Raw genomic sequence first — 19,797 nt, 5'->3', positions numbered from 1 at the left:
GATGAATAATTCTGTAAAATTAAAACGTCACTTTAATCATTTTCTGACTTACCTGTATCTCGTAGTTCTGTCAGTAATCATTATTTATCCTCTATTAATTACGATTACATCAGCCTTTAAAACTGGTAACATTGTCGCCTTCAAACTTGATTTTAATATCGATTGGAGTTTTGACAACTTCAGCAGGCTCTTCTCTGAAACACTCTACGGAACCTGGTACCTCAATACGGTCATCATTGCCGTCTTGACAATGATTGTGCAAACCAGTATAGTAGTTTTAGCTGGTTACGCATACAGCCGCTATAACTTCATCGCCCGCAAGCAAAGTTTGGTCTTCTTCTTGATTATCCAGATGGTACCAACCATTGCTGCCCTCACCGCCTTCTTCGTCATGGCTTTGATGTTGAATGCTTTGAACCAAAACTGGTTCCTCATCTTCCTTTATGTTGGTGGAGGAATTCCAATGAATGCTTGGCTGATGAAAGGTTACTTTGATACCGTTCCAATCTCTCTTGATGAGTCAGCTAAACTAGATGGTGCCGGTCATTTCCGACGCTTCTGGCAAATCGTCCTTCCTCTGGTTCGTCCAATGGTTGCTGTACAAGCACTTTGGGCATTCATGGGACCATTCGGAGACTATATCTTATCTAGTTTCCTCCTTCGGGATAAAGAATTCTTTACAGTTGCAGTCGGTCTGAGAACATTTGTCAGCGATGTTAAAAATATGAAAATCGCCTTCTTTGCCGCAGGAGCTATCTTAACAGCTCTTCCAATCTGTATCTTATTCTTCTTCCTACAAAAGAACTTTGTATCTGGTTTAACAAGCGGTGGTGACAAGGGATAATCTTGTCCCACCCTGTTTTTTGTCGGACGACTATAAAAATTAGAAAGAGCTACTATGTACCCCTACCCTTTTAATTATTTTTCAAGTATTTTTCAATTTAAAAAAGCTTTTGCTAACCGCAAGCTTTTGTCTTGGTTCCAACTGATTTTTACTAGTCTTTTCTTAATTTCTTTGACCTTGATTCCTATGGCATTGCAGACAGCTGCCAAAGAGAGCTATCCATTAGATACCTTTATCGATCAAGTTTTCCAGCCTTTAGATGAGTCTGCTATGAGAGAGCTTAGCAATCATGTTCAGATCAAAGACGGCCAACTAACTTATGATAGTCACTTTGGTGTACAAAAAAATAAAGACGGCCAGGTTATTATCGGACATCACAAGGATACCAAACCAGGGGAAAAGTTAACACTTTATTTTGATAAGGATCATCTCCTGATCAGTAAAAGCAAGAAAGAGTTAGCAGCCATTCGTTACCAGGCAATCAACCAGGAAGCTTTAAAGGATAAGAAAAGCTTGAGCGAGGCCATTTCCAAAGATTGGTTCCAGCAAAACCGTTTGATTATCAGTCTATTTTTGCTTTTGGTGTCTGGCCTGCTCTTGACCTTTAACTTCTTCATTGTCACCTTTGGAGCCAGTCTCTTCCTTTATCTGACTAAAAAATCTAAACTCTTTTCATTTAAAAAGTTCAAGGAATGTTATCATTTCACTCTAAATTGTCTGGGACTTCCGACTCTCATCGCCGTCTTTTTCGGCATCTTGGGTCAGCCTTTGACAACCATGATTATGATTCAAAATATTCTCTTTGTATTATTCCTTGTTATCACCTTTTATCGTACGCATTTCCGTGATGAAAATTAGGAGGTCATCATGCCTGTTACTATTAAAGATGTTGCCAAACTAGCTGAGGTTTCGCCCTCAACTGTAACCCGTGTTATCCAGAACAAGTCTACGATTAGTGATGAGACAAAAAAACGGGTTCGCAAGGCTATGAAAGAACTGAATTACCATCCAAATCTAAATGCCCGCAGTCTGGTCAGCAGTTATACTCAGGTCATCGGCCTCGTCTTACCAGATGATTCAGATGCTTTCTATCAAAATCCATTTTTTCCATCTGTTCTGAGAGGGATCTCACAAGTAGCTTCTCAGCACCAATACGCTATTCAGATTGCTACCGGTAAAGATGAGAAAGAACGGATGACAGCCATTTCTCAAATGGTACACGGCCGTCGGGTGGACGGACTTATTTTCCTTTACGCCGAAGAAAACGATCCTCTAGTTCGGATGGCCTACGAAGAGCAATTCCCCTTCCTTATCCTAGGAAAATCTCTTTCGCCTTTTATTCCGTTAGTCGACAACGATAATATCCAAGCAGGGTTTGATGCAACTGAATATTTCATAAAAAAAGGTTGCCGCCATATTGCTTTTATCGGAGGAACTAAAAAGCTCTTTGTAACCCAAGACCGTTATACCGGCTACGAAAATGCCTTAAAAGAGCATCAGCTGGAATTAGATCCTCAGAGCACTGCCTTTGTCACAGAATTTTTGGAAGAAAAAGGTTACCAGTTTACCAAGCGCTTGCTAGCAAAAAATCCAAATATTGATGCCATCATCACTACAGATAGCTTGCTGGCATCTGGTGTTTGTGATTTTCTCTCTTCACAAAACTTAACTATACCAGTCCTTTCTTTTGATTCGGTGGAGCCAAAGTTAGACTTGGCTGCCTATGTTGATATTAATACCCTAGAACTGGGTAGAGTGTCCTTCCAAACCATCCTTCAGATCATCAATGATAGCAAGGAAAATCGGAAAATCTGCTATCGTCAATTGATTTCCCATAAGATTATCGAACGGTAAATTGATATTCTCATCGGACCGTAAACCGAAATGTTAAAAACACAAGAATAGGGCCTCAATCCCAAATAAAAAATGACAACCGTAGTTCCATTCAAATTAAACTACGGTTGTACTTCTCTTTGGCCTTGCATTTTTATGTTTGTCAATCATTTATACTTACTATTAATTATTTTTACTAGTAGCCTCTGATAGTGCACGCGCTTTGGGAGCTATCTTATCTTGTATAAAGGAGATTTATGTCTTTTAGAACCTTTCAAGCTTATTTAGATAACACACGACTGATTAATCTTCAGTTACCCATCATTTATGATGCCAAGGACCTATCCTTCACTTTGGAATCTGACGACCAGGTGATTCCTCTGACTATTCAAACATGCAAATCTTCTACCGAACATTGCCTCTACAGCCTGACTTTGGAAGAAGATATCGATTTGGAACTGCATTATCTCGTCTACGACCAGGACCGCAATAAAACAGTCCTAGCATTCCGACATATTGTCCAAGAACCGATTTTTGATCAAACTTTCGACTACGACCAGGATGATCTTGGTGCAACTTATACTTCGAAGGCTACTTCTTTTGCCTTTTGGGCTCCTATCTCCGAGCAAGTCCTTATCAAGTTGAAAAAAGATGGCAAAGAAACTGTCTGGCCTCTCCTTCGTCAGGAAAAAGGCGTTTGGAAAACAACGATTCCTGGTGATTGGGAGAGAGCTAGCTACACCTATCTCCACAAGGTCAATGGTCAGTGGCTGGAAGTACATGATCCTTATGCTCTTTCCTCTGAAGCCAATTCTGGCGCTAGCTTTATTATTGATCCAAAGAAACTACTCAATACAACTGGAGTCAAGCGGGCCAAAACACAGCTAAGCCCAACCAAAGCCGTCATTTACGAGATGAGTGTTCGCGACTTCTCTAGCCAAGAGGCTGCTGGTTTTAAAGAACCGAGCACATTCCGAGCGCTGACAGAGTCTCCCAAGCTAGGCAAACGTAAAATTGGTATGCAGCACTTACTAGATCTGGGAATCACCCATATCCAGCTCATGCCTGTTTATGATTTTGGTAGTGTAGACGAGAAACACCCTGAACAAGTCTACAACTGGGGCTATGATCCTGTTCAGTATAATGTTCCTGAAGGTAGCTTTGCTAGTGACCCGGAGGACCCTTATGCACGCATTCTAGAATTGCAGGAATCTATCGCTGCCTACCATGAGGCAGATATGAGTCTGATCATGGACGTCGTATACAATCACGTTTACGATGCGGATAGCTTTGCTTTTGAAAAGATTGTTCCTGGTTATTTCTATCGCTTGAATGAGCAAAAACAACGAACCGACGGAACTTTCTGTGGTAACGATGTTGCTAGTGAAAGGGCCATGGTCCGTCGCTTCATCAAGCATTCGGTCAAGCAATGGGTGAATCTCTATGGCTTTGATGGCTTCCGTTTTGACCTCATGGGTATCTTAGATATCCAAACAATGAACGAGCTAGCAGAAGAGCTAAAAGAGAGCTACCCAAATATCTATCTCTACGGAGAAGGCTGGAAAATGGCGACTGGGTTAGACTCAGAGCTCCTAGCACACCAGTATAAGGCGGCAGAATTGACTGATTATGGCTTTTTCAGCGATAATTTCCGTGATACCATCAAAGAAACTATCTTAAATAAGCAAAGACTGACTGGATCCGGATGGACTTCCAGCATGGCTAATATTCTGACAGCTAATGTCGGCTTAGAAACAGCAAGCCATTTCCAAAGTCCTCAACAGGCCATTAACTACACTGAGTGTCATGACAATGCAACTGTCTTTGACTACTTTAAAATGGAAGATCCAAACATCAGTCAAAAAGAACGTTTGGCAAGTGCTCGCTTGGCCTTACACTTGGTCTTGCTTGCTCAGGGAGTTCCTTTCCTCCATAGTGGGCAAGAATTCTTCCGCCACAAAGACTTGCTAGATAATAGCTACAACATCCCCGATACTATTAATCGTCTGGACTGGCAAAGTTTACTCAACTACGAAGAAGATGTTGACTTCATTCGTGAATTAATCAGCTTCCGAAAAGAACACCCTCTACTCAGCCTCGAAAGTCGAGAAGAAATCTTGGAGGCATGCCAAGTTGAATGGCTCAATGATTCACTGGTCAGGTATCAGATTTCACAGCAAGATGAACAAATGACCATCTTGATCAACTTTGGTTCAAAAGATCAGACCTACCAAAACGAACTAGGTCAGGAAGTCTTTCTATCCTATCCAGCCATTAGTAGCCACAAGGCTATCGCTCCCTTGGCTGACAACTATGTCATTCCTGCTAAGCAAGTCCTAGTCCTGAAATAAATAAAAAGCACGTCTCAATCTAAGAGACGTGCTTTGACTTTTCTGATGTGAGCTAATTTAAAGCTGATAGAGTGCTGCGATTTTATCACCAACACGGCTGATATCATTTTGCAGACCACGAAGCTCAAAAGTATCTAGCAGAGGAAAGCCAAAACGCTGAGAATATTGCTTTGCTGTTAAACAATACTGGTTGTTGAAATTACGGTTGCCACTACCTACGATACCGAAACATTTTTTATAGTTTTCTTCAAATTCAATAAAGGCTGCTAAATCATTGGTTAAAATCTCAACATCACCAGAGTCAACTCCATTTCCACCCTCTAAATAAGTAGGCAAGAAGGCTACAAACTGATTGTCCATAGCAAAGAAATCTTGGCCCTCTTTGACCAAATCCTTAATATTGACCTGTTCTACTTCAAGATCCGCATGGCCTTCTTGCAAATAGGCCGTCAGACGCTTGATAAAGCTTGCTGTATTCCCACTTAAACTAATATAAACTAAGGAAACCTTTGCCATTCTATCCTCCTAAAACTAAAAATAACATCTATCCTTTTCTTAAAATTGTAAGCCGATAAATGTTATTTGTCAAATTTTAAATAGGCTCTTTTTCCACTTCTAAATCCTTCTGCTGACGCCAAGTATAAAAGAGGACAATAGCTAAAAAGAGGATATTCAGTAAGAGTCCGACTATGGTTACAGCCTTAGGGATCATCATGATTGATTCACGAATCGCTGGATCACTAAAATAATGATAGAGCGACTGAGAAGATAGATAATCATAAGCCATGACAAGAATGGTAAAGACCGAGTAGACAGAGTATAGGATGTTGGCTAGAAGGAGATTCTTTTTGATCAGCAATACAAGTACTGTCGCCAATAAAAGAAGACCCACAAATAGAATCAGAACCTGACTCATACTGTGATTCAGATCAAAAACCACATCATAAAACCGATTATACTGCTGGGCTACCTCCCCTTTTAGCTGCATGACTTCTGCGGGATTCTCTAGCCTTTTTCCTGCAAGAAGGTCCCAGAGACTAAGTAGAGCACCAAAGGCTGAGATCAACCAACACACGTACAAATAAATTGCTTTCTTTTTCATATTAACCCTCTATTTCTTCTAAAATAATAGAATCCGAAGACCATCGAAAGGGGAAACTGAATGAAGTTTAGAGATTGCATTTTCAGGAGACAGGCATACTCTTAAAATAGTTTGTGTAATGCTAAAAAGATTTTCTTGCCTTCGGATTTCTATACATTCATTATAAATAGCTTTTAAAAAAAGATGCGCTAAAACTTCTAAAATGCCTCCTATTCTTCTTGAAAAGTCTCTTTTTCAAAAACTACAGCCTCCTAGGCTGAAAAGAAAGACTTTGTGATAGAATAAAGCTATGAAACAAGATTACCAAGAGATCCAATGGCTTTTTTTTTGATATAGGTTCAACTCTAGTCGATGAAGACAAAGCTTATGAAGCCAGAATAAAAACTGCCATTTCTGGAAAGAATATTTCTTATCAAGCCTTCTATTTCTAAAAACGATTCCCGTCCTCTATGACTTGGACTTTGCCCATACTCAGCCACTCTTTACCATTGCCATCGGTGCTCAGGTGACGGTAGATACGGAGACGATGTCTATCAGAATTGATGAATAGCAAGAACTCCTCATTCCAGCTGGAATGAGGAGTTCTCTATTTCTATGGAAACCTTTATAATTTCCCCTTAGTGTCACCAGGTCCGCCACCCTGATTACCTCCTGGGGCGCCACCTCCGCCAGGGCCATCAGCTGTGATTTCAGATCGAGTTTCACCATTGACTGTGATGGTTCCACCAGTATAGGTGGCTGTTCCGTCAAAATCAAAGGCAGAGACTGTAGAAGTAATGTCTAGATTCCCTCCTGTCATAATGATATCACCGTTAGAGTCAAGAGCATCGGTGTCACCTTGTCCCACTTCAACCTTGATGTCACCTCCCGTAATCTTGATAAAGATCTCTGCTCCTGTTACCTTACTAGAAGCATTGATGCCATCATCAGAGGCAGAAAGGTCCAGTTTTCCACCATTAATGGTCACGTTGGTTCCTTCGAGTGCTTCAACACTTGACTCAACTGTAATCGTACCGCCGTCAATCACTGCTGCATTAGAAGCGTGCATTCCGTCGTCACCGGCATTAATGGTAATCGTACCAGATTGGATATAAAGATTTCCAAGTGTCGTATCTTCATCATTGTCAGCGTGAAGAGCATCTTCGGTTGCCGTCAGATTCAAGGTCGCATCCTTGATATTCAACGCGTCATTGGCAGAAAGAGCATTTTTATAGCCTTTGACGGTATAGGTTCCGCCAGTAATACGCAAATCATCATTAGACTCGACTGCATTGCCATAGTTGCCTTCAATCGTCAGACTACCAGAACCATTGAAAGTCAGGTCATCCTTACTGTAAATGGCTGCATCATAGTCTGTATTGGTGTGGTTGGCAGAGTCAGAAATGCTATTCTTACTTCCTTCAGCAAGGGTGATAAAGGTCTTGTCCGCACTTTCAACAACAATCGTAGCATCCGTCCCTTTCATGGTCACGCCATTCAAGACAATTTGAACCTTGTCTTGGTCTCCAGCTTTCACCACGATTTGGACATTTTCGCTACTTCCAGACAAGACATAGGTACCCGCAGCTGTGATTGTTACAGTTGACCCAGATACTCTCGCACCGTCTCCAGACACCTTAGCTGTCGAGCCATTTAGACTCACCTTTGTAGCACTAGATTCGTCATATGAGGCGTCTTGGTCCCGATCAGTGAAATAACTCGTTGAAGCTGTTGAGGCTTTGCTTGACGATGTTTTACTAGTGGTTGAACTAGTAGTTGTGCGGGTGCTAGCAGTGCTAGACTTACTAATCAAGCTACAGGCTCCCAAGCTGGCTGTCAACAGAACCAGTGGGACCATTAGCTTTACTTTTCGAAAAATTGTTTTTTTACTTGTTTTCATGATAGGCCTCTTTCTATGTATCTTATAATTCATTTTCTTTTGTGATAAAGCGACTAATGGCAATTTCCAGATTCCCATTGCGGGTTCGCAAAGCATCCATTAACTCTTTCTCTGTCATCTTTCCATTGAGCTGAACGATATACTTCAGTTTAAACAAGCTACCCATGTCTGATGTTTTCACTGAGGCTAATTCCAGATGATTGGTCGCTTTATCAAAAATATCATCAAAGATAGATTCATAATCCAAACTTTCAGGAATAACAATTGTCAGCTGGCGGATAGAATGTTTCATTTGTCCAAAGTTGATGGTTTCAAGAAGGATAATCGCTATAGACATAATCAAGGTGAAGGCTCCCGCAAAGACCAGGTAACCCATACCGATCGCAATCCCGATAGTCATAGCCAGGAAAATTGAGACCAACTCCTTGGCGCCACCTGGGGCCGAACGGAAACGAATCAAACTGAAGGCCCCCATGACGGCAACCCCAGCACCCAGACTACCATTTACCAAGAAGATGACAACGGCAATCAAGGCCGGCAATAGGGCTAGACTCATAACAAAGGACTTGCTGTAGACTGTTTTATACTGGTAGACCTTAGCCACGACCAAACCTAAGACTAAGGCAACACCGATTGCCCCCATCATAGTCAATGGTTTTACGGCCGTACTGGTAAAAACGTCATTAAATAATTGATTTAGCATGGTTTACAACTCCTTTGTAGTCTGTGGTTTTTTTATAGGCTACGCCATATTTAGAGAAGGATTTTGGAAAGACCTGATGATGGTCCAAAATCTCACTCAGCCAGAGAGGATAAGCTCCTGGAACCTTGATTTCCATGATGACATAGCCTTCTGGTAAGAGCTTGTCCCCATGCTTGCCATCTAATAAACTTAGATCCTCTGATCGATAAGTCAAATCATAGTCAATGGTAATCCGAACATTTGGATCTTCTATGCCTTTCATGGAATAACGATTATAGTAGATATACATCATGGGCTGAACCTTTTGATAACGAGCCATGAGCCAGTCAATCTCCTCGCGGATCTGTGAATCATCTGTCTGACCTCGATCACCCGCTAGATAAGACTCCGCCGCCAGCAAGTCAGTTGAAATCCGGCGCTTATAAACGATTTTCCGTACTTTCTTTTTGATTTCCAAGAAAACCTGGCTTTCTTCTGTTGGTGTTTCATCGTAAGTCCGTACCCGCAATTTTTCTTTAAAATAAGGTTTTTCTAGAGATTCACGAATCATTTGGAAGGTAGGAGTATCGTAGTAAAGATTGCTGATGGTTGAATATGCATGGTCGTCTTCTACCATGTGTTCCTCAAACTCCGTCAGCAAACTTGCTAGAACCTCCTTTGAAATAACGTATTTTGTTTCAAATCGCTGGAATTTATCTTTAAATGTTTTTTTAGCCATAGGACATCTCCCTTTCTCGCTGCTTGATTATTTACTTGGTTATTTTAAGTAGCAAAGCTTAAAAGAAATCTAAAAAAAACTTAAAGAAAACAAAACATCTCCCTTTTCAGGAGATGTTGCTTAGATAAAAAGGAAAAGAAAGACAGAACTCTCTTTTCCTCTTAGGATTCAGTCAAAAGACTAGACTCTTTCTTTTTTATTTGTTCGATAGACCAAGACTCCAGCAGCCATAAATAGCACTAAGACAATCATCAAGAAGCCGACTTGTCCCCCAATCTGTCCACCCATTGAAATAGTTTGACGAAGACCAGATACCGAGTAACTCATCGGTAGCCAAGGATTGATAGCTTGGAAGATCTTATTAGTCAGCTCAAGCGGATAGGTCCCTGCACTAGAGGCCAGCTGCAAGAGCAAGAGAATCAGAGAAGCAAAGGCTCCGAGCTTGCTATCCCATGTTACTAAGGCAGTCACAAGAGCCATGAAGGTCATGCTGGTTAAGACAATCAAACCAAGAGTTGCCAATTCATGGTTGGCAGATAATCCTATCAAATGGACAGCAGCGTAAACCAACACCCCAGCTACAACTGAAATTACACCATTTACTTCTAGGCGTGCTTTGAACCATTCCCATTTGGTCTTTGGTTCTTTTCCTGAAGGAAGTGTGCTAAAGATGATATTGGTTGAAATAGCAGCTACAAAGAGGGCTACAGAAATCATATAAGGAGCCATCCCTATTCCGTTTTTCTCAACCTTATCTCGGTCTGTCTTGTGAAGGCTGAGTGGATCTGCTAGGATTTTGGCATTATCCTCCTTAGTTGTGACGGTTGATAGCTTATCACCTGCTTCTGTCAGACCACTAGCCAAGCTCTCGCTCCCACTTGTTAAGGATGATAGTTTATTCGTCAACAGACTGCTACCATCGACCAGTTTTCCTGATCCATTAGCCAATTGGCTTGCACCATCTACTAATTTCCCGAAATTAGCTGTCAGTTCAGGGGATTTAGAGGCCAATTGACTTGCTCCAGCTGATAGAGTTGCTGAGCTTGTTAGTAAGCTAGAATTATTAGCAGCTAATCCACTAGCTCCTTCCGAAAGTTTATTGACAGCGTTTGTATAATCCGTCACTCCTTGAGCCAATTGACCGGCGCCACTTGATAATTTTTCATTTAAGCTATCTACACCAGAAGCAATTTGACCGGCTCCTCCACTAGCTGTTTCAAGCCCAGCGCTAACCGTTGACAAGCCACCATAGAGACCATTGATCATGTTGGCTGCTTGTGGCAATACCTGATTAGAGACAGCCCCCAGCTGAGCTAACTGTGTTTGGCTGGCAGTCTTTCCTGCTTCCAGACTGGTCTTCATGGTCATCACTTCTGATAAAATGGTCTGAGCAGATTGATCACTACCCGCTTGGCTACCACTAACCGCCGCATCAATCTCCGCCTTGGCCTCTTCAGAAAGACTCTGATATGCACTTGTTCCTTGGACATTGGCTAGGGCAGCTGTTTTAACAGCTTGATTGTCATTGATGATATTTTGAGCAGACGCTGCTATATTCGTCAAGGATGCCTCAATATTTTCTGTTGAAGCTGAAGTTCCTGAGAGAGACGCCTGAATGCTTGCATTTAACTGGTTCAGAGCAGCTGTCAAATTGCTGACATTTTCCTGATTGCTAGTAAGGCTCATATCTACCGATTCCTTTAGAGTAGTCAAACCAGTATTGAGCTTGGACGCTCCGCTAGCCAAAGCTTGAACACCAGCACTTGATTGAGTGAGTTGTTGGACACCTCCTACTAGATCAGCTGAACGCTCCGAAAGCTGATTGGCCCCCGATGCAATAGTAGCTACCCCATTTGCATAAGTCGTTAACCCTTCTGACAAGCGATTAACTCCTGTTGATACTTGTGCAACAGCTCCTGTATAGGTTTCTAAACCTGAGTTTAATTGACCTGCTCCGTCTGCTAAACTGATAGTGGCTTGATTCAGAGTTTTTAAGTTATCCGTAATGGTCTGGCTACCTGCACCCAACTGCTGGCTACCTGAAGCTAGTTGCTGAGCTCCATCTGAGGCCTTATCCATTCCCGTCTTTAGCTCTCCCATATTTTTAAATAAAGCACTTGTATAAGTATTGGTCACGTTTTGCGCTACCGTCTGCTTTAAAGAAGTCATGGCTGAGTCACTCATCTTACCAGCAATGAAACTCCGACCACTCGAGATCTGATAGTCGATTTTCATTTGCTTAGGTTCGCCACTTAGGACACTGGCTGCCCGCTCTGACAAATCACTCGGCAGAGTGACTACCATATAATAGTCCCCCTTCTTCAAACCATTTTTGGCATCCTCTTTACTAACAAAGTGGAAGTCTAGACTTTTGTTCTCCTTGAGGTTGGAAACAAGATCGTCACCAATCGCTAGGGTCTTCCCTGAACTTGTCACAGCCTTATCCTGGTTAACAACTGCCACCGGCAAGTTCTCTACCTGTCCGTATGGATCCCACATAGAGCTTAAGAAAATCACATTGTACAAGGCTGGAATCAAAGAAACACCTAACATTACAATGATAAAGCTTGGTTTTTTTAAAATAGCTTTCCACTCTTTTAACATATTTACCTCCAAAAAATTATACATACTGTCTAAATTTTGATATACTAGATTATACACCAATCGAAAATTATTACAAGCTAAAGAATTCGAAAATTGGACATACTGTGCAAATTTGTTTGAAAGGATGAAAAAAATGGAAAGTAATAAAAGAAAGAAAACCAAGATGATCATTGAACAAGCTATGGTCCAACTATTGAAAGAAAAAAGCTTTGAATATGTTTCAACTGTTGAGCTTGCCAAAACTGCGGGTATCAGTCGAAGTAGTTTTTATACTCATTATAAGGATAAATATGACTTGATCGAACGCTATCAGCAAGGTCTCTTTCAAAAACTTGAAACGATTTTTGAGGAATATTACAATGACCGACAGCAGGCCATCTTAAAGGTCCTCGACTTCCTGGAAAGCGAACCTCTTTTCTCAGCCCTTCTATCGGAAAATGGGACAAAGGAAATCCAAACTTTTTTAAGACATAAGTTTCAAATGATGCTTCACCAAGAGTTGCAAGAACGCTTCAGTAATAAGGAATTCAGCCAGATTGAGACAGAATACAGCACTGTATATCTGACCAACGCCTTATTCGGCGTCGTGCAAATGTGGATTGCTAGAGGAAAAAAAGAAAGCCCGCAACAAATGACGGACTTCCTTCTTAAAATGCTGGGATAAAGAAACGCTTTTTTAACAGAGGACAGACTAAGCATCTCCATGTTTTTGGTGTTCGTCCATGCTTTCATCGCACTCGATAGTGGCTCTAACAATGCCAAAAGACTTGACCAGCTGGTGAACCGCCTGTCTGGTCTCTTGGCTCTTCTCCGCCTCTTTTAAGCAAATATGAATCATGGCATATTTATCAATACCGTCCGTCGTCCAAACATTGAGCTGGGCAATAGCTTGAACATTGTCTAGGCTCCCCAGTTCTTGATAGAGCCGACCCAGATCAATATCGCTTGGAACATGATCCAGAAAGATCTTGATATTATCCCAAAACTTAGGTAGAGACTGACTGAGAATAAAGATAGCAATCAACAGAGATAGCAAAGGATCTAGGAAATACCAATCCGTAAATCGTAAGACGATAGACACTAAAATAACCGCTAGCCAACCCAGAATATCCTCTAGAAAATGCAGACTGAGAATAGACTCATTGTGACTATGGCCGTGGCTGACCACCTTGCTGGCTGCCAAGTTGACCAAAATAGCCACAATTCCTAGGACCAGCATCCCGTTATAATCGACAGGTTCTGGGGCGAAGATCTTGGGGACATTTTCCCAGAGAACTAAGAGCGAACCTATAATCAAAATAATGGAAGTCAGAATGGCTCCCAGCAAACTGTAACGCTTGTAGCCCAATGTATAACGGCTGTCTTCTTTTTTATTGGAAATCTTTTCTAAAAGCGTTGACAGGCCAATTGCCAATGCATCCCCTGTATCATGGACGGCGTCAGCCAAGACAGCACTGGAATTGAAGGCCAAACCGAAAAAAACTTCAATAATGGCGAAGGACGAATTCAAAAGAAAAGCAACCATCATTTTTTGACTTGATTTCATGGCAACCCCCTGTTACATCTGACATTTTTATAGTATAATGTATTCAAAAGCAAACACTTTGTTCGATTCTATTATCCATCTTTTTAGAAAAGGAAACAAGAAGCAAATCACTAGCTTTGTCAGATAAGAGACAAAAGACTGATTTTGTTCGGAAATGCTATGGACAGACGAGTAAAAAAATCACGCGCAGCCATTTACCAAGCCTTTCTCAGCCTCTTGCATCGTAAGAGCTATGAAACCATCACTGTTCAAGAAATCATCGACCTGGCCGATGTGGGGCGGTCGACTTTTTATGCTCATTTCGAGACCAAAGAAGCCCTGCTAGAGGAGCTCTGTCAGGAACTATTCCAGCACACCTTTCTTGAGCGTCCTGATGGAAAGGACCTATTTGAAGCGACTGCCCATATTTTCTATCATTTTCGGAAAAATCAGGATCGAATCGCTACACTGCTTCTAGCAAAAAATACCTACTTTATCAATCGCCTGAAGATTGAGCTGGAACATTACCTCTTCCCTCTAATTCAGGAAAAAGGCTTGATGAACAAGGCCCGTCTGCCTCAGGATTTTTTAAAAAATCACGTAACAGCTACCTTTGTTGAGACTGTATCCTGGTGGTTGCAGCAACGAAATCCCATCGATGAGGCCACCATCAGCCAATATTTTTTAGACTTGATGAAGTAAGAACTGTGTATTAAACACTTAGAAAACTATCGTTTGAGGAGAATTTTATGAAAAAACATTCTGCATTTTTTGTCCCAGGCATTATCATGGTTGGGCTTGTTTTACGGACACCTTTTGCCGTTTTGCCGATTGTCCTATCGGATATCGCTGATGGCCTCCACGTTTCACTCAGCTCACTCGGGCTCTTGACCAGTTTACCTCTAGTCATGTTTGCCCTTTGTTCCTCTTTCTCCCCTCGCTTGGCACAAAAATTTGGGCTTGAAAAACTCTTTACAATGGTCCTAATCATCTTGACAATCGGATCTCTTATCCGGATCATTAATCTCCCCTTCCTTTATGTAGGAACTATTATCCTAGGAGCAGCCATCGCTTTACTGAACGTTCTGCTGCCTAGCATCATTCAAGCCAATCAGTCCGAACGCATCGGTCTTTTAACGACCTTTTACATCTCCGCTATGAGCCTATCGATTACAGTAGCTTCTGCTCTGGTTGTTCCTATCGTTAGTGCCACCTCTTGGCAAGGATTAATTTTAGCTTTAAGTGCCATTTGTCTCTTGGCACTCTTGGTATGGCTCCCTAATACGAAACACAATCACTTCCTAGCAAGAAAAGGCAAAAATCATCCAATCGGCGCCCTGCTGCAAAATAAAAAGGTCTTAGCCCTCATCGTATTTTGTGGCTTGCAATCCCTACTCTTTTACACAGCAGTAACCTGGTTACCAACCTTGGCCTTGCAAGCTGGTCTATCAAAAGATGCAACGGGTATTCTCGCTTCGATCTTCTCTTTGATTAGCCTGCCATTTTCTATGACAATACCAAGCCTCACAGCTCGTTTATCCGCTCGTGGACGCCTCATCATGATATCTTGCGTTGCAGCTTCTGGACTCATTGGTGTCTCTATGCTCCTAATTCCGACCAGCAATTTCTTTTACTGGCTGATCCTCAATCTCCTTCTTGGAGCTGCAGTCAGCGCCCTATTCCCTTACCTTATGGTAACCTTCTCTCTTAAGACCAGCACTCCTGAACAAACAGCTCAATTATCTGGTTTGGCTCAAACAGGTGGTTATATCCTTGCAGCATTAGGACCTAGCCTTTTTGGTTTCAGCTTTGACCTCTTCCAATCTTGGACACCTGCCATTATCGGTCTTTTGATTCTAACGTTGATTATGACTGCTTCTCTTTTCTATATTGAGAAATTCGATAAGATTTTGTAACATCTAAAACCGCTTAGTTAACCTAGGCGGTTTTATAATTTCTAGACTAAGTTACCAGCCAACACTTACCTCTCAAGGCTCCAAACAACTTTTTTACATTCTGATAAATATTTATATCTGTTACAAGAATATTACATAGACAAACAAAGAACAAACAAGCCAAACCCTTGATAGCGCTGTCTTTTCTCTGTTTTTCCTCTGTATTTTATGTAACGAAACTATTAAGCGGGTATGATAATTCAATGTCATATCCATTTTTTTATTGCGTCAAAAGCTTGAATCATATACTATGTAAGTAGAAGGAGGGATATGATGAAAAAATCAACAATTTATTTATCTCTAATTACACTAGTTTCACTCTTCTTTTTGGCTGCCTGCGGAAATTCTGCAGACAAGGATACAAAAGAAAGCTCAAGCTCAAGCGTATCTTCTTCATCTAAAGCCAGCTCTTCAAGCAAAAAAGAAAGCTCAGCATCCTCTGAAAGCGGCAAAGCTAAAGTTAAGGTTAACGGAGGCCAAAACGGTGGTAGCGTTAACGTAGAAACTGATGACGCTAAAGTAGAAGCTGACGGCGATGGCTCAGCTACTGTTGAAGCTGGCAATGAAAATGCTAATAGCAATGGAAATGTTAACGTAAACGAAGACGGCGTTCATGTACAAGGTGGCGGTGTCGATGTTAAAGTTGGAAGCGACGGAACAGTTAACGTCCAAACTCCATAATCATAAAGCTATTTCGAACATTATAATATCAAAAAAGCCAAGCACTGCTTGGTTTTTTTGATTGTTCATTTTATACTCCGAGCCAAAAGACTTACAAAGCATTAAAGAAACTTGAAAACACTTAATCTCTGTGCTATACTCTTTTTAGACAAACAGGGAGGGACTAGTATGTACCAAGAACAACGCTTGGCTGAAATCTTAGAGCTCTTGGCTGAGAAAAAACAGCTATCAGCCAAGGATATGATTGAGCATTTTCAGGTTTCTAAAGATACCATCCGACGAGATTTTTCGATTTTGAGCGAGCGTAAGCTTGTGCAACGCACTCATGGAGGTATTATCCCGCTGGACACTAGCCGGCAAATCCCTTCCTTTAACGACCGTCTCAAGCAGCTGAGCCACGAAAAAAAGGCTATAGCGCGAAAAGCGCACGACTTTCTCAAGCCGGGGCAGATTGCCTTCTTTGATGTCTCAACCATCGTTCTCCATCTGGCACAGCGCATCAAGGAGCCTATGACAATCTACTCTCACTCGCTGGATAATGCGATCATGCTGAGTAGTCAGGACAAAGTGGACTTTCATCTCTTAGGTGGAAAATTCTATCCCAAAAACCGATTCTACTACGCGCTCAATGAAGCAGAGCTGTTAGAGCAAGTTTCCTTTGACATTGCCTTTATCGGGGCAGCTAGTGTTTCTGATGGCCTAGTCAGCTTTGAAGACGAGGCTGATGCTCACCTGAAAAGACTGGCTTTGAAGCATGCCAAGACTAAGATTCTGCTGGCTGAGCAAGACAAGTGGCAGAAAGAGTCTAAGTACATCCTGGGGCCTATCAGCGACTTTGACTACTGGATCACGGACCAAGAGCCCAGCCCTGAAGTTCAAGAACTGCTTGGAGACAAGGTTAAAATACTTTATTAAATCAATTCATTAGACACATAGGAGGACGCCTCATGACAAAACAAGCGATTCGCCTGATTATCAGCGACATTGACGGTACCATTTTGGACAACCAGCACCAAGTAGATCCTGAGCTCAAAGACATCATTCCCCTACTGAACCGAGAACAAATCCCCTTCGTACTGGCTTCTGCCCGCTCTCCTCTGGGTATGGAGCCCATTGCCCGTGAGCTGGGGCTGGGAGATAATCCACTGGCCTGCTACAACGGTGCTCTGGTCATCAAGGGTGATCCGCAAGCTTACGAGACCATTATCGAGCACCCTCTGGACAAGAAAGAGATCCGCACTTTTCTAGAACTGGTCAAGTCTGAATTTCCTAGTGTGTCCATCAATCTCTACTCTGGCAAGGATTGGATTGCTGATCGTCTGGATAAGTGGGTGCAGATAGAGGCTGCTATTACAGGTGAGCAGCCAGTGATTCAGAATATTCTTCTGCCAGTGCTGGATGTGCTAATCCCTATCCATAAGCTACTTCTTATCGATGAAGCGCCTGTCATCCAGAAACTTCACGACTACCTACAGACCTTAGACTTTCCCAAGACAGCCTTCTATCTCTCTAAGGACAACTATATGGAAGTCACGGCCAAGCATGTCTCCAAGGAGCAAGCCTTACACGAAATTGCCCAGCACTACCAAGTGCCACTAGAAGAGGTCATGACAGTCGGAGACAACTTCAATGACCTTCCTATGTTGCGACTGGCAGGACTCGGCGTCGCTATGGACAATGCCCCTGAAGCAGTCAAAACTGAGGCCAATGCCGTCACTAAAAGCAACAATGAGCACGGAGTCGCAGAAGCCATCAAAGAATATGTCCTCGGCTGAGTTTGCGAAATGGCTCAGATACCCCAACCTTAAAAATCAGCAAAATAATTTGTATTAAGGATTTAGTTCTACATTGGCTAGGACTAAGTCCTTTTAGCTTGTTTTTTGTTTTAGGCTTAGTGCATCACCTGAAATTTTCTTTATGATACTAAATGAAAAATAGGTGCTAGATAGAGACTGAGATATGGTAGGTAAAAGAAAACCACCTGAATTGATGTTCAGGTGGAATAGCAACTTCAAATAGAAATAGGCCTGAACAAAAAGCCCCAGGCATACTATTTCTTCGATAGACTATCTTTTTCCATTGTATGCATCTCGTGAAGAATGGCTGACTGCACAGCCAATAAGCGCTAGAGAAGAATCGCTCAGCCTAAGAGAAATCATTCCTGTATCCTATTACGATATGAAAGATAAAATAGGATAAAAATATAACGATTACTTGCTCTTTTTCAATTGATTATAATAATCATTCGAGCGAATTTTATTCTTTTCTGCAATATTTTTATCTTCCATTGGGATAGATTCCAATCCATTATTTGCAGAAATTAATTTTGCCATTTTTGAATCAGCTTTCTCAAATTCTGCTGCTACAGAATTTAAATAGTTATTAAGATTCTCTACCGTAGTATGAATATCTGCTGAAGCCTCATCCAATAAGGTATTGCAGTCTGCAAATAATTCTGTAGACTCATCATCAACCCACTCTGAAGCATCATTTTGACCTCCTGACGCTACTGCCGCATCTAAGCGAACTGATGTTTCGTAAATTTGATCTGTATTAATCTGTCTCTTTTTTCCCATTTGCTTTTATCCTTTCCTGTGCTTTTTTAGCTTCCGCTTTGGACCAATCAATGAATTCTTGGTAATTATTTAAAGGAGTTTCTTCTTTCGTTTCATAATCCTTTGCGACTATATCTAGCTTATCCTGACCAACTGGCGCAAACCAATGGCGAAGATCTTCATAGTAATCCGCAGGAGAAACCAAGCCTCTACGATACAGAATTTCTGTAATTCTATTTTTCTTTAAACGCTTTACCAAGTCAGGAAACTCATGGCTAAAGTTAATATCCTGTCCAATCTTGTTCTTCTTTTTATCATTAATATAACCTAAATCATTTAAATCTGAAAATCCATTAAAATATAGAATATCATCAAGATTTGTTCTAGATAGGGAAGGGAAACTATTTTGTGCGAGAACTACCTCTTCCATCGCTTCACTAAGCTCTGTCAATTTCCCATTTTCCAGATTTAACAATAGTGTTTTTCTTTCTTTTATATTATTTTTTTTAGATACAAAAACTTCTATATAATCTATGTTATCATGATGAATACCGAACCCTATATTTTCCATAGAACCATCATCTATCAAGCTATACTCTGAAGTATACTTCTCTACAGTCTTTTTGAGGTCTATACGCTTTTCTTCAAAATTTTTCTTACGCAGATCATAGGTTAAAATTTCGAATGCTGTGAGCTTACTAGATAATCTTTTATATTCTTTAGAATATGTTTGATCATATGATACAAAAGAGGAAACTACATAATTTCTTGTAATCACTAAATCGTTAGATTGCCAATTTACATCTTTAGGACTAACTAAGACATAGCGCTCATCATCTATCAGAGTAATATCTTTCAGCGAAGAATCAAATACAAGAGTTTTCTTTATGGTCTCTTCCTTTGGCTTGGAGGAAGAAAAGAATTGTTTTTTTAGATAAACAAAGCTACAGAAAGCTACTAGTAAGACAGCTATCACTAAAATAATTTGTTTTCTTTTATTCATTTATTGTCCTTATTACCCGTTTCAGTCAAAGCCTGTTGATAAAC

At 41.2% G+C, this 19,797-nt stretch carries 19 protein-coding genes and 2 pseudogenes; 12 read left to right on the top strand and 9 right to left on the bottom strand.

Going from position 1 to position 19,797, the window contains the following annotated elements; all coding sequences use genetic code 11:
• Window position 1: 1 nt before the first annotated feature.
• From AWH02_RS03595 to pulA, 4 genes are all read left to right on the top strand, one after another.
• Window positions 2-844, top strand: coding sequence for a sugar ABC transporter permease (locus tag AWH02_RS03595; protein WP_011999651.1), 843 nt, complete (start codon window positions 2-4; stop codon window positions 842-844).
• 54 nt (window positions 845-898) lie between these two features.
• A complete protein-coding gene (locus AWH02_RS03590) occupies window positions 899-1,702 on the top strand; it encodes a DUF1189 family protein (RefSeq protein WP_060553247.1) in 804 nt (267 codons plus the stop codon).
• A gap of 9 nt (window positions 1,703-1,711) precedes the next feature.
• Complete coding sequence (locus AWH02_RS03585) at window positions 1,712-2,698, top strand: LacI family DNA-binding transcriptional regulator (protein WP_008808130.1); 987 nt, start codon at window positions 1,712-1,714, stop codon at window positions 2,696-2,698.
• Window positions 2,699-2,934: 236 nt separating this feature from the next.
• The gene (gene pulA / locus AWH02_RS03580) at window positions 2,935-5,028 is read left to right on the top strand and encodes a type I pullulanase (RefSeq protein WP_060553248.1); all 2,094 of its coding nucleotides are present in this window, start codon (window positions 2,935-2,937) and stop codon (window positions 5,026-5,028) included.
• Window positions 5,029-5,085: 57 nt separating this feature from the next.
• Here the strand turns inward: pulA and nrdI are convergent, their stop codons facing one another.
• Together nrdI and AWH02_RS03570 are read right to left on the bottom strand one after the other, a co-directional pair.
• The gene (gene nrdI, locus AWH02_RS03575; RefSeq protein ID WP_060553249.1) at window positions 5,086-5,544 is read right to left on the bottom strand and encodes a class Ib ribonucleoside-diphosphate reductase assembly flavoprotein NrdI; all 459 of its coding nucleotides are present in this window, start codon (window positions 5,542-5,544) and stop codon (window positions 5,086-5,088) included.
• Between the two features lie 76 nt (window positions 5,545-5,620).
• Window positions 5,621-6,130 carry an ABC transporter permease gene (locus tag AWH02_RS03570; RefSeq protein WP_060553250.1) on the bottom strand — a complete coding sequence of 170 codons (510 nt, stop codon included), beginning with the start codon at window positions 6,128-6,130 and terminating at the stop codon, window positions 5,621-5,623.
• A gap of 299 nt (window positions 6,131-6,429) precedes the next feature.
• Between AWH02_RS03570 and AWH02_RS11295 the strand changes: the two are divergent.
• Window positions 6,430-6,555 (top strand): annotated as a pseudogene (locus tag AWH02_RS11295) (HAD family hydrolase); the annotation flags it as partial.
• Window positions 6,555-6,680: pseudogene (locus AWH02_RS10860) on the top strand (LD-carboxypeptidase); the annotation flags it as partial. The pseudogenes AWH02_RS11295 and AWH02_RS10860, both read left to right, overlap by 1 nt.
• A gap of 54 nt (window positions 6,681-6,734) precedes the next feature.
• On the opposite strand, the gene AWH02_RS03565 reads toward AWH02_RS10860, so the two are convergent.
• The 4 genes from AWH02_RS03565 to AWH02_RS03550 all read right to left on the bottom strand — a co-directional run bounded on the left by AWH02_RS03565 (window position 6,735) and on the right by AWH02_RS03550 (window position 12,034).
• On the bottom strand, window positions 6,735-8,009 hold the full coding sequence (locus AWH02_RS03565; RefSeq protein WP_060553251.1) for a carbohydrate-binding domain-containing protein: 1,275 nt from the start codon (window positions 8,007-8,009) through the stop codon (window positions 6,735-6,737).
• A 22-nt stretch (window positions 8,010-8,031) separates the two neighbouring features.
• A complete protein-coding gene (locus tag AWH02_RS03560) occupies window positions 8,032-8,712 on the bottom strand; it encodes a DUF4956 domain-containing protein (RefSeq protein WP_060553252.1) in 681 nt (226 codons plus the stop codon).
• Window positions 8,693-9,430: a polyphosphate polymerase domain-containing protein gene (locus AWH02_RS03555; RefSeq protein ID WP_060553253.1), complete on the bottom strand. Its 738-nt coding sequence runs from the start codon at window positions 9,428-9,430 to the stop codon at window positions 8,693-8,695. The genes AWH02_RS03560 and AWH02_RS03555 overlap by 20 nt, the downstream gene beginning before the upstream one ends.
• Window positions 9,431-9,610: 180 nt before the next feature.
• Entirely contained in the window at window positions 9,611-12,034 is a 2,424-nt protein-coding gene (locus tag AWH02_RS03550) for a YhgE/Pip domain-containing protein (protein ID WP_060553254.1), read from the bottom strand.
• Window positions 12,035-12,167: 133 nt separating this feature from the next.
• On the opposite strand from AWH02_RS03550, the gene AWH02_RS03545 reads away from it, so the two are divergent.
• Window positions 12,168-12,698 carry a TetR/AcrR family transcriptional regulator gene (locus AWH02_RS03545; protein WP_060553255.1) on the top strand — a complete coding sequence of 177 codons (531 nt, stop codon included), beginning with the start codon at window positions 12,168-12,170 and terminating at the stop codon, window positions 12,696-12,698.
• Between the two features lie 27 nt (window positions 12,699-12,725).
• Here AWH02_RS03545 and AWH02_RS03540 read toward each other — a convergent pair whose 3' ends face one another.
• Complete coding sequence (locus tag AWH02_RS03540; protein ID WP_060553256.1) at window positions 12,726-13,580, bottom strand: cation diffusion facilitator family transporter; 855 nt, start codon at window positions 13,578-13,580, stop codon at window positions 12,726-12,728.
• Window positions 13,581-13,739: 159 nt separating this feature from the next.
• On the opposite strand from AWH02_RS03540, the gene AWH02_RS03535 reads away from it, so the two are divergent.
• The 5 genes from AWH02_RS03535 to AWH02_RS03515 all read left to right on the top strand — a co-directional run bounded on the left by AWH02_RS03535 (window position 13,740) and on the right by AWH02_RS03515 (window position 17,970).
• The gene (locus AWH02_RS03535) at window positions 13,740-14,261 is read left to right on the top strand and encodes a TetR/AcrR family transcriptional regulator (protein WP_060553257.1); all 522 of its coding nucleotides are present in this window, start codon (window positions 13,740-13,742) and stop codon (window positions 14,259-14,261) included.
• Between the two features lie 47 nt (window positions 14,262-14,308).
• The gene (locus AWH02_RS03530) at window positions 14,309-15,475 is read left to right on the top strand and encodes an MFS transporter (RefSeq protein WP_060553258.1); all 1,167 of its coding nucleotides are present in this window, start codon (window positions 14,309-14,311) and stop codon (window positions 15,473-15,475) included.
• 309 nt (window positions 15,476-15,784) lie between these two features.
• Window positions 15,785-16,195: a hypothetical protein gene (locus tag AWH02_RS03525; protein WP_060553259.1), complete on the top strand. Its 411-nt coding sequence runs from the start codon at window positions 15,785-15,787 to the stop codon at window positions 16,193-16,195.
• Window positions 16,196-16,363: 168 nt separating this feature from the next.
• Window positions 16,364-17,110 (top strand): DeoR/GlpR family DNA-binding transcription regulator, encoded by a 747-nt coding sequence (locus AWH02_RS03520; RefSeq protein ID WP_060553260.1) that lies wholly within the window; start codon window positions 16,364-16,366, stop codon window positions 17,108-17,110.
• A 32-nt stretch (window positions 17,111-17,142) separates the two neighbouring features.
• The gene (locus AWH02_RS03515; protein WP_060553261.1) at window positions 17,143-17,970 is read left to right on the top strand and encodes a Cof-type HAD-IIB family hydrolase; all 828 of its coding nucleotides are present in this window, start codon (window positions 17,143-17,145) and stop codon (window positions 17,968-17,970) included.
• A gap of 435 nt (window positions 17,971-18,405) precedes the next feature.
• Here AWH02_RS03515 and AWH02_RS03510 read toward each other — a convergent pair whose 3' ends face one another.
• Window positions 18,406-18,771 (bottom strand): hypothetical protein, encoded by a 366-nt coding sequence (locus AWH02_RS03510; RefSeq protein WP_045505100.1) that lies wholly within the window; start codon window positions 18,769-18,771, stop codon window positions 18,406-18,408.
• Complete coding sequence (locus tag AWH02_RS03505) at window positions 18,749-19,753, bottom strand: hypothetical protein (protein WP_060954905.1); 1,005 nt, start codon at window positions 19,751-19,753, stop codon at window positions 18,749-18,751. The genes AWH02_RS03510 and AWH02_RS03505 overlap by 23 nt, the downstream gene beginning before the upstream one ends.
• Between the last annotated feature and the right edge of the window lie 44 nt (window positions 19,754-19,797).

Source organism: Streptococcus gordonii (genome assembly GCF_001553855.1).
GTDB classification, from domain to species: Bacteria; Bacillota; Bacilli; order Lactobacillales; family Streptococcaceae; genus Streptococcus; species Streptococcus gordonii.
Note: the sequence above shows the minus strand (reverse complement) of the source record. Positions and strands in the feature narration are given on the sequence as shown.

Excerpts from the sequence above, each read along its gene's own strand:
- AWH02_RS03545 (WP_060553255.1), top strand. The coding sequence starts at position 12,168 with ATGGAAAGTAATAAAAGAAAGAAAACCAAGATGATCATTGAACAAGCT.
- AWH02_RS03540 (WP_060553256.1), bottom strand. The coding sequence starts at position 13,580 with ATGAAATCAAGTCAAAAAATGATGGTTGCTTTTCTTTTGAATTCGTCC.
- AWH02_RS03570 (WP_060553250.1), bottom strand. The coding sequence starts at position 6,130 with ATGAAAAAGAAAGCAATTTATTTGTACGTGTGTTGGTTGATCTCAGCC.
- AWH02_RS03550 (WP_060553254.1), bottom strand. The coding sequence starts at position 12,034 with ATGTTAAAAGAGTGGAAAGCTATTTTAAAAAAACCAAGCTTTATCATT.
- AWH02_RS03555 (WP_060553253.1), bottom strand. The coding sequence starts at position 9,430 with ATGGCTAAAAAAACATTTAAAGATAAATTCCAGCGATTTGAAACAAAA.
- AWH02_RS03535 (WP_060553257.1), top strand. The coding sequence starts at position 13,740 with ATGGACAGACGAGTAAAAAAATCACGCGCAGCCATTTACCAAGCCTTT.
- AWH02_RS03595 (WP_011999651.1), top strand. The coding sequence starts at position 2 with ATGAATAATTCTGTAAAATTAAAACGTCACTTTAATCATTTTCTGACT.
- AWH02_RS03510 (WP_045505100.1), bottom strand. The coding sequence starts at position 18,771 with ATGGGAAAAAAGAGACAGATTAATACAGATCAAATTTACGAAACATCA.
- AWH02_RS03515 (WP_060553261.1), top strand. The coding sequence starts at position 17,143 with ATGACAAAACAAGCGATTCGCCTGATTATCAGCGACATTGACGGTACC.
- AWH02_RS03565 (WP_060553251.1), bottom strand. The coding sequence starts at position 8,009 with ATGAAAACAAGTAAAAAAACAATTTTTCGAAAAGTAAAGCTAATGGTC.
- nrdI (WP_060553249.1), bottom strand. The coding sequence starts at position 5,544 with ATGGCAAAGGTTTCCTTAGTTTATATTAGTTTAAGTGGGAATACAGCA.
- AWH02_RS03530 (WP_060553258.1), top strand. The coding sequence starts at position 14,309 with ATGAAAAAACATTCTGCATTTTTTGTCCCAGGCATTATCATGGTTGGG.
- AWH02_RS03525 (WP_060553259.1), top strand. The coding sequence starts at position 15,785 with ATGATGAAAAAATCAACAATTTATTTATCTCTAATTACACTAGTTTCA.
- AWH02_RS03520 (WP_060553260.1), top strand. The coding sequence starts at position 16,364 with ATGTACCAAGAACAACGCTTGGCTGAAATCTTAGAGCTCTTGGCTGAG.
- AWH02_RS03590 (WP_060553247.1), top strand. The coding sequence starts at position 899 with ATGTACCCCTACCCTTTTAATTATTTTTCAAGTATTTTTCAATTTAAA.
- AWH02_RS03585 (WP_008808130.1), top strand. The coding sequence starts at position 1,712 with ATGCCTGTTACTATTAAAGATGTTGCCAAACTAGCTGAGGTTTCGCCC.
- pulA (WP_060553248.1), top strand. The coding sequence starts at position 2,935 with ATGTCTTTTAGAACCTTTCAAGCTTATTTAGATAACACACGACTGATT.
- AWH02_RS03505 (WP_060954905.1), bottom strand. The coding sequence starts at position 19,753 with ATGAATAAAAGAAAACAAATTATTTTAGTGATAGCTGTCTTACTAGTA.
- AWH02_RS03560 (WP_060553252.1), bottom strand. The coding sequence starts at position 8,712 with ATGCTAAATCAATTATTTAATGACGTTTTTACCAGTACGGCCGTAAAA.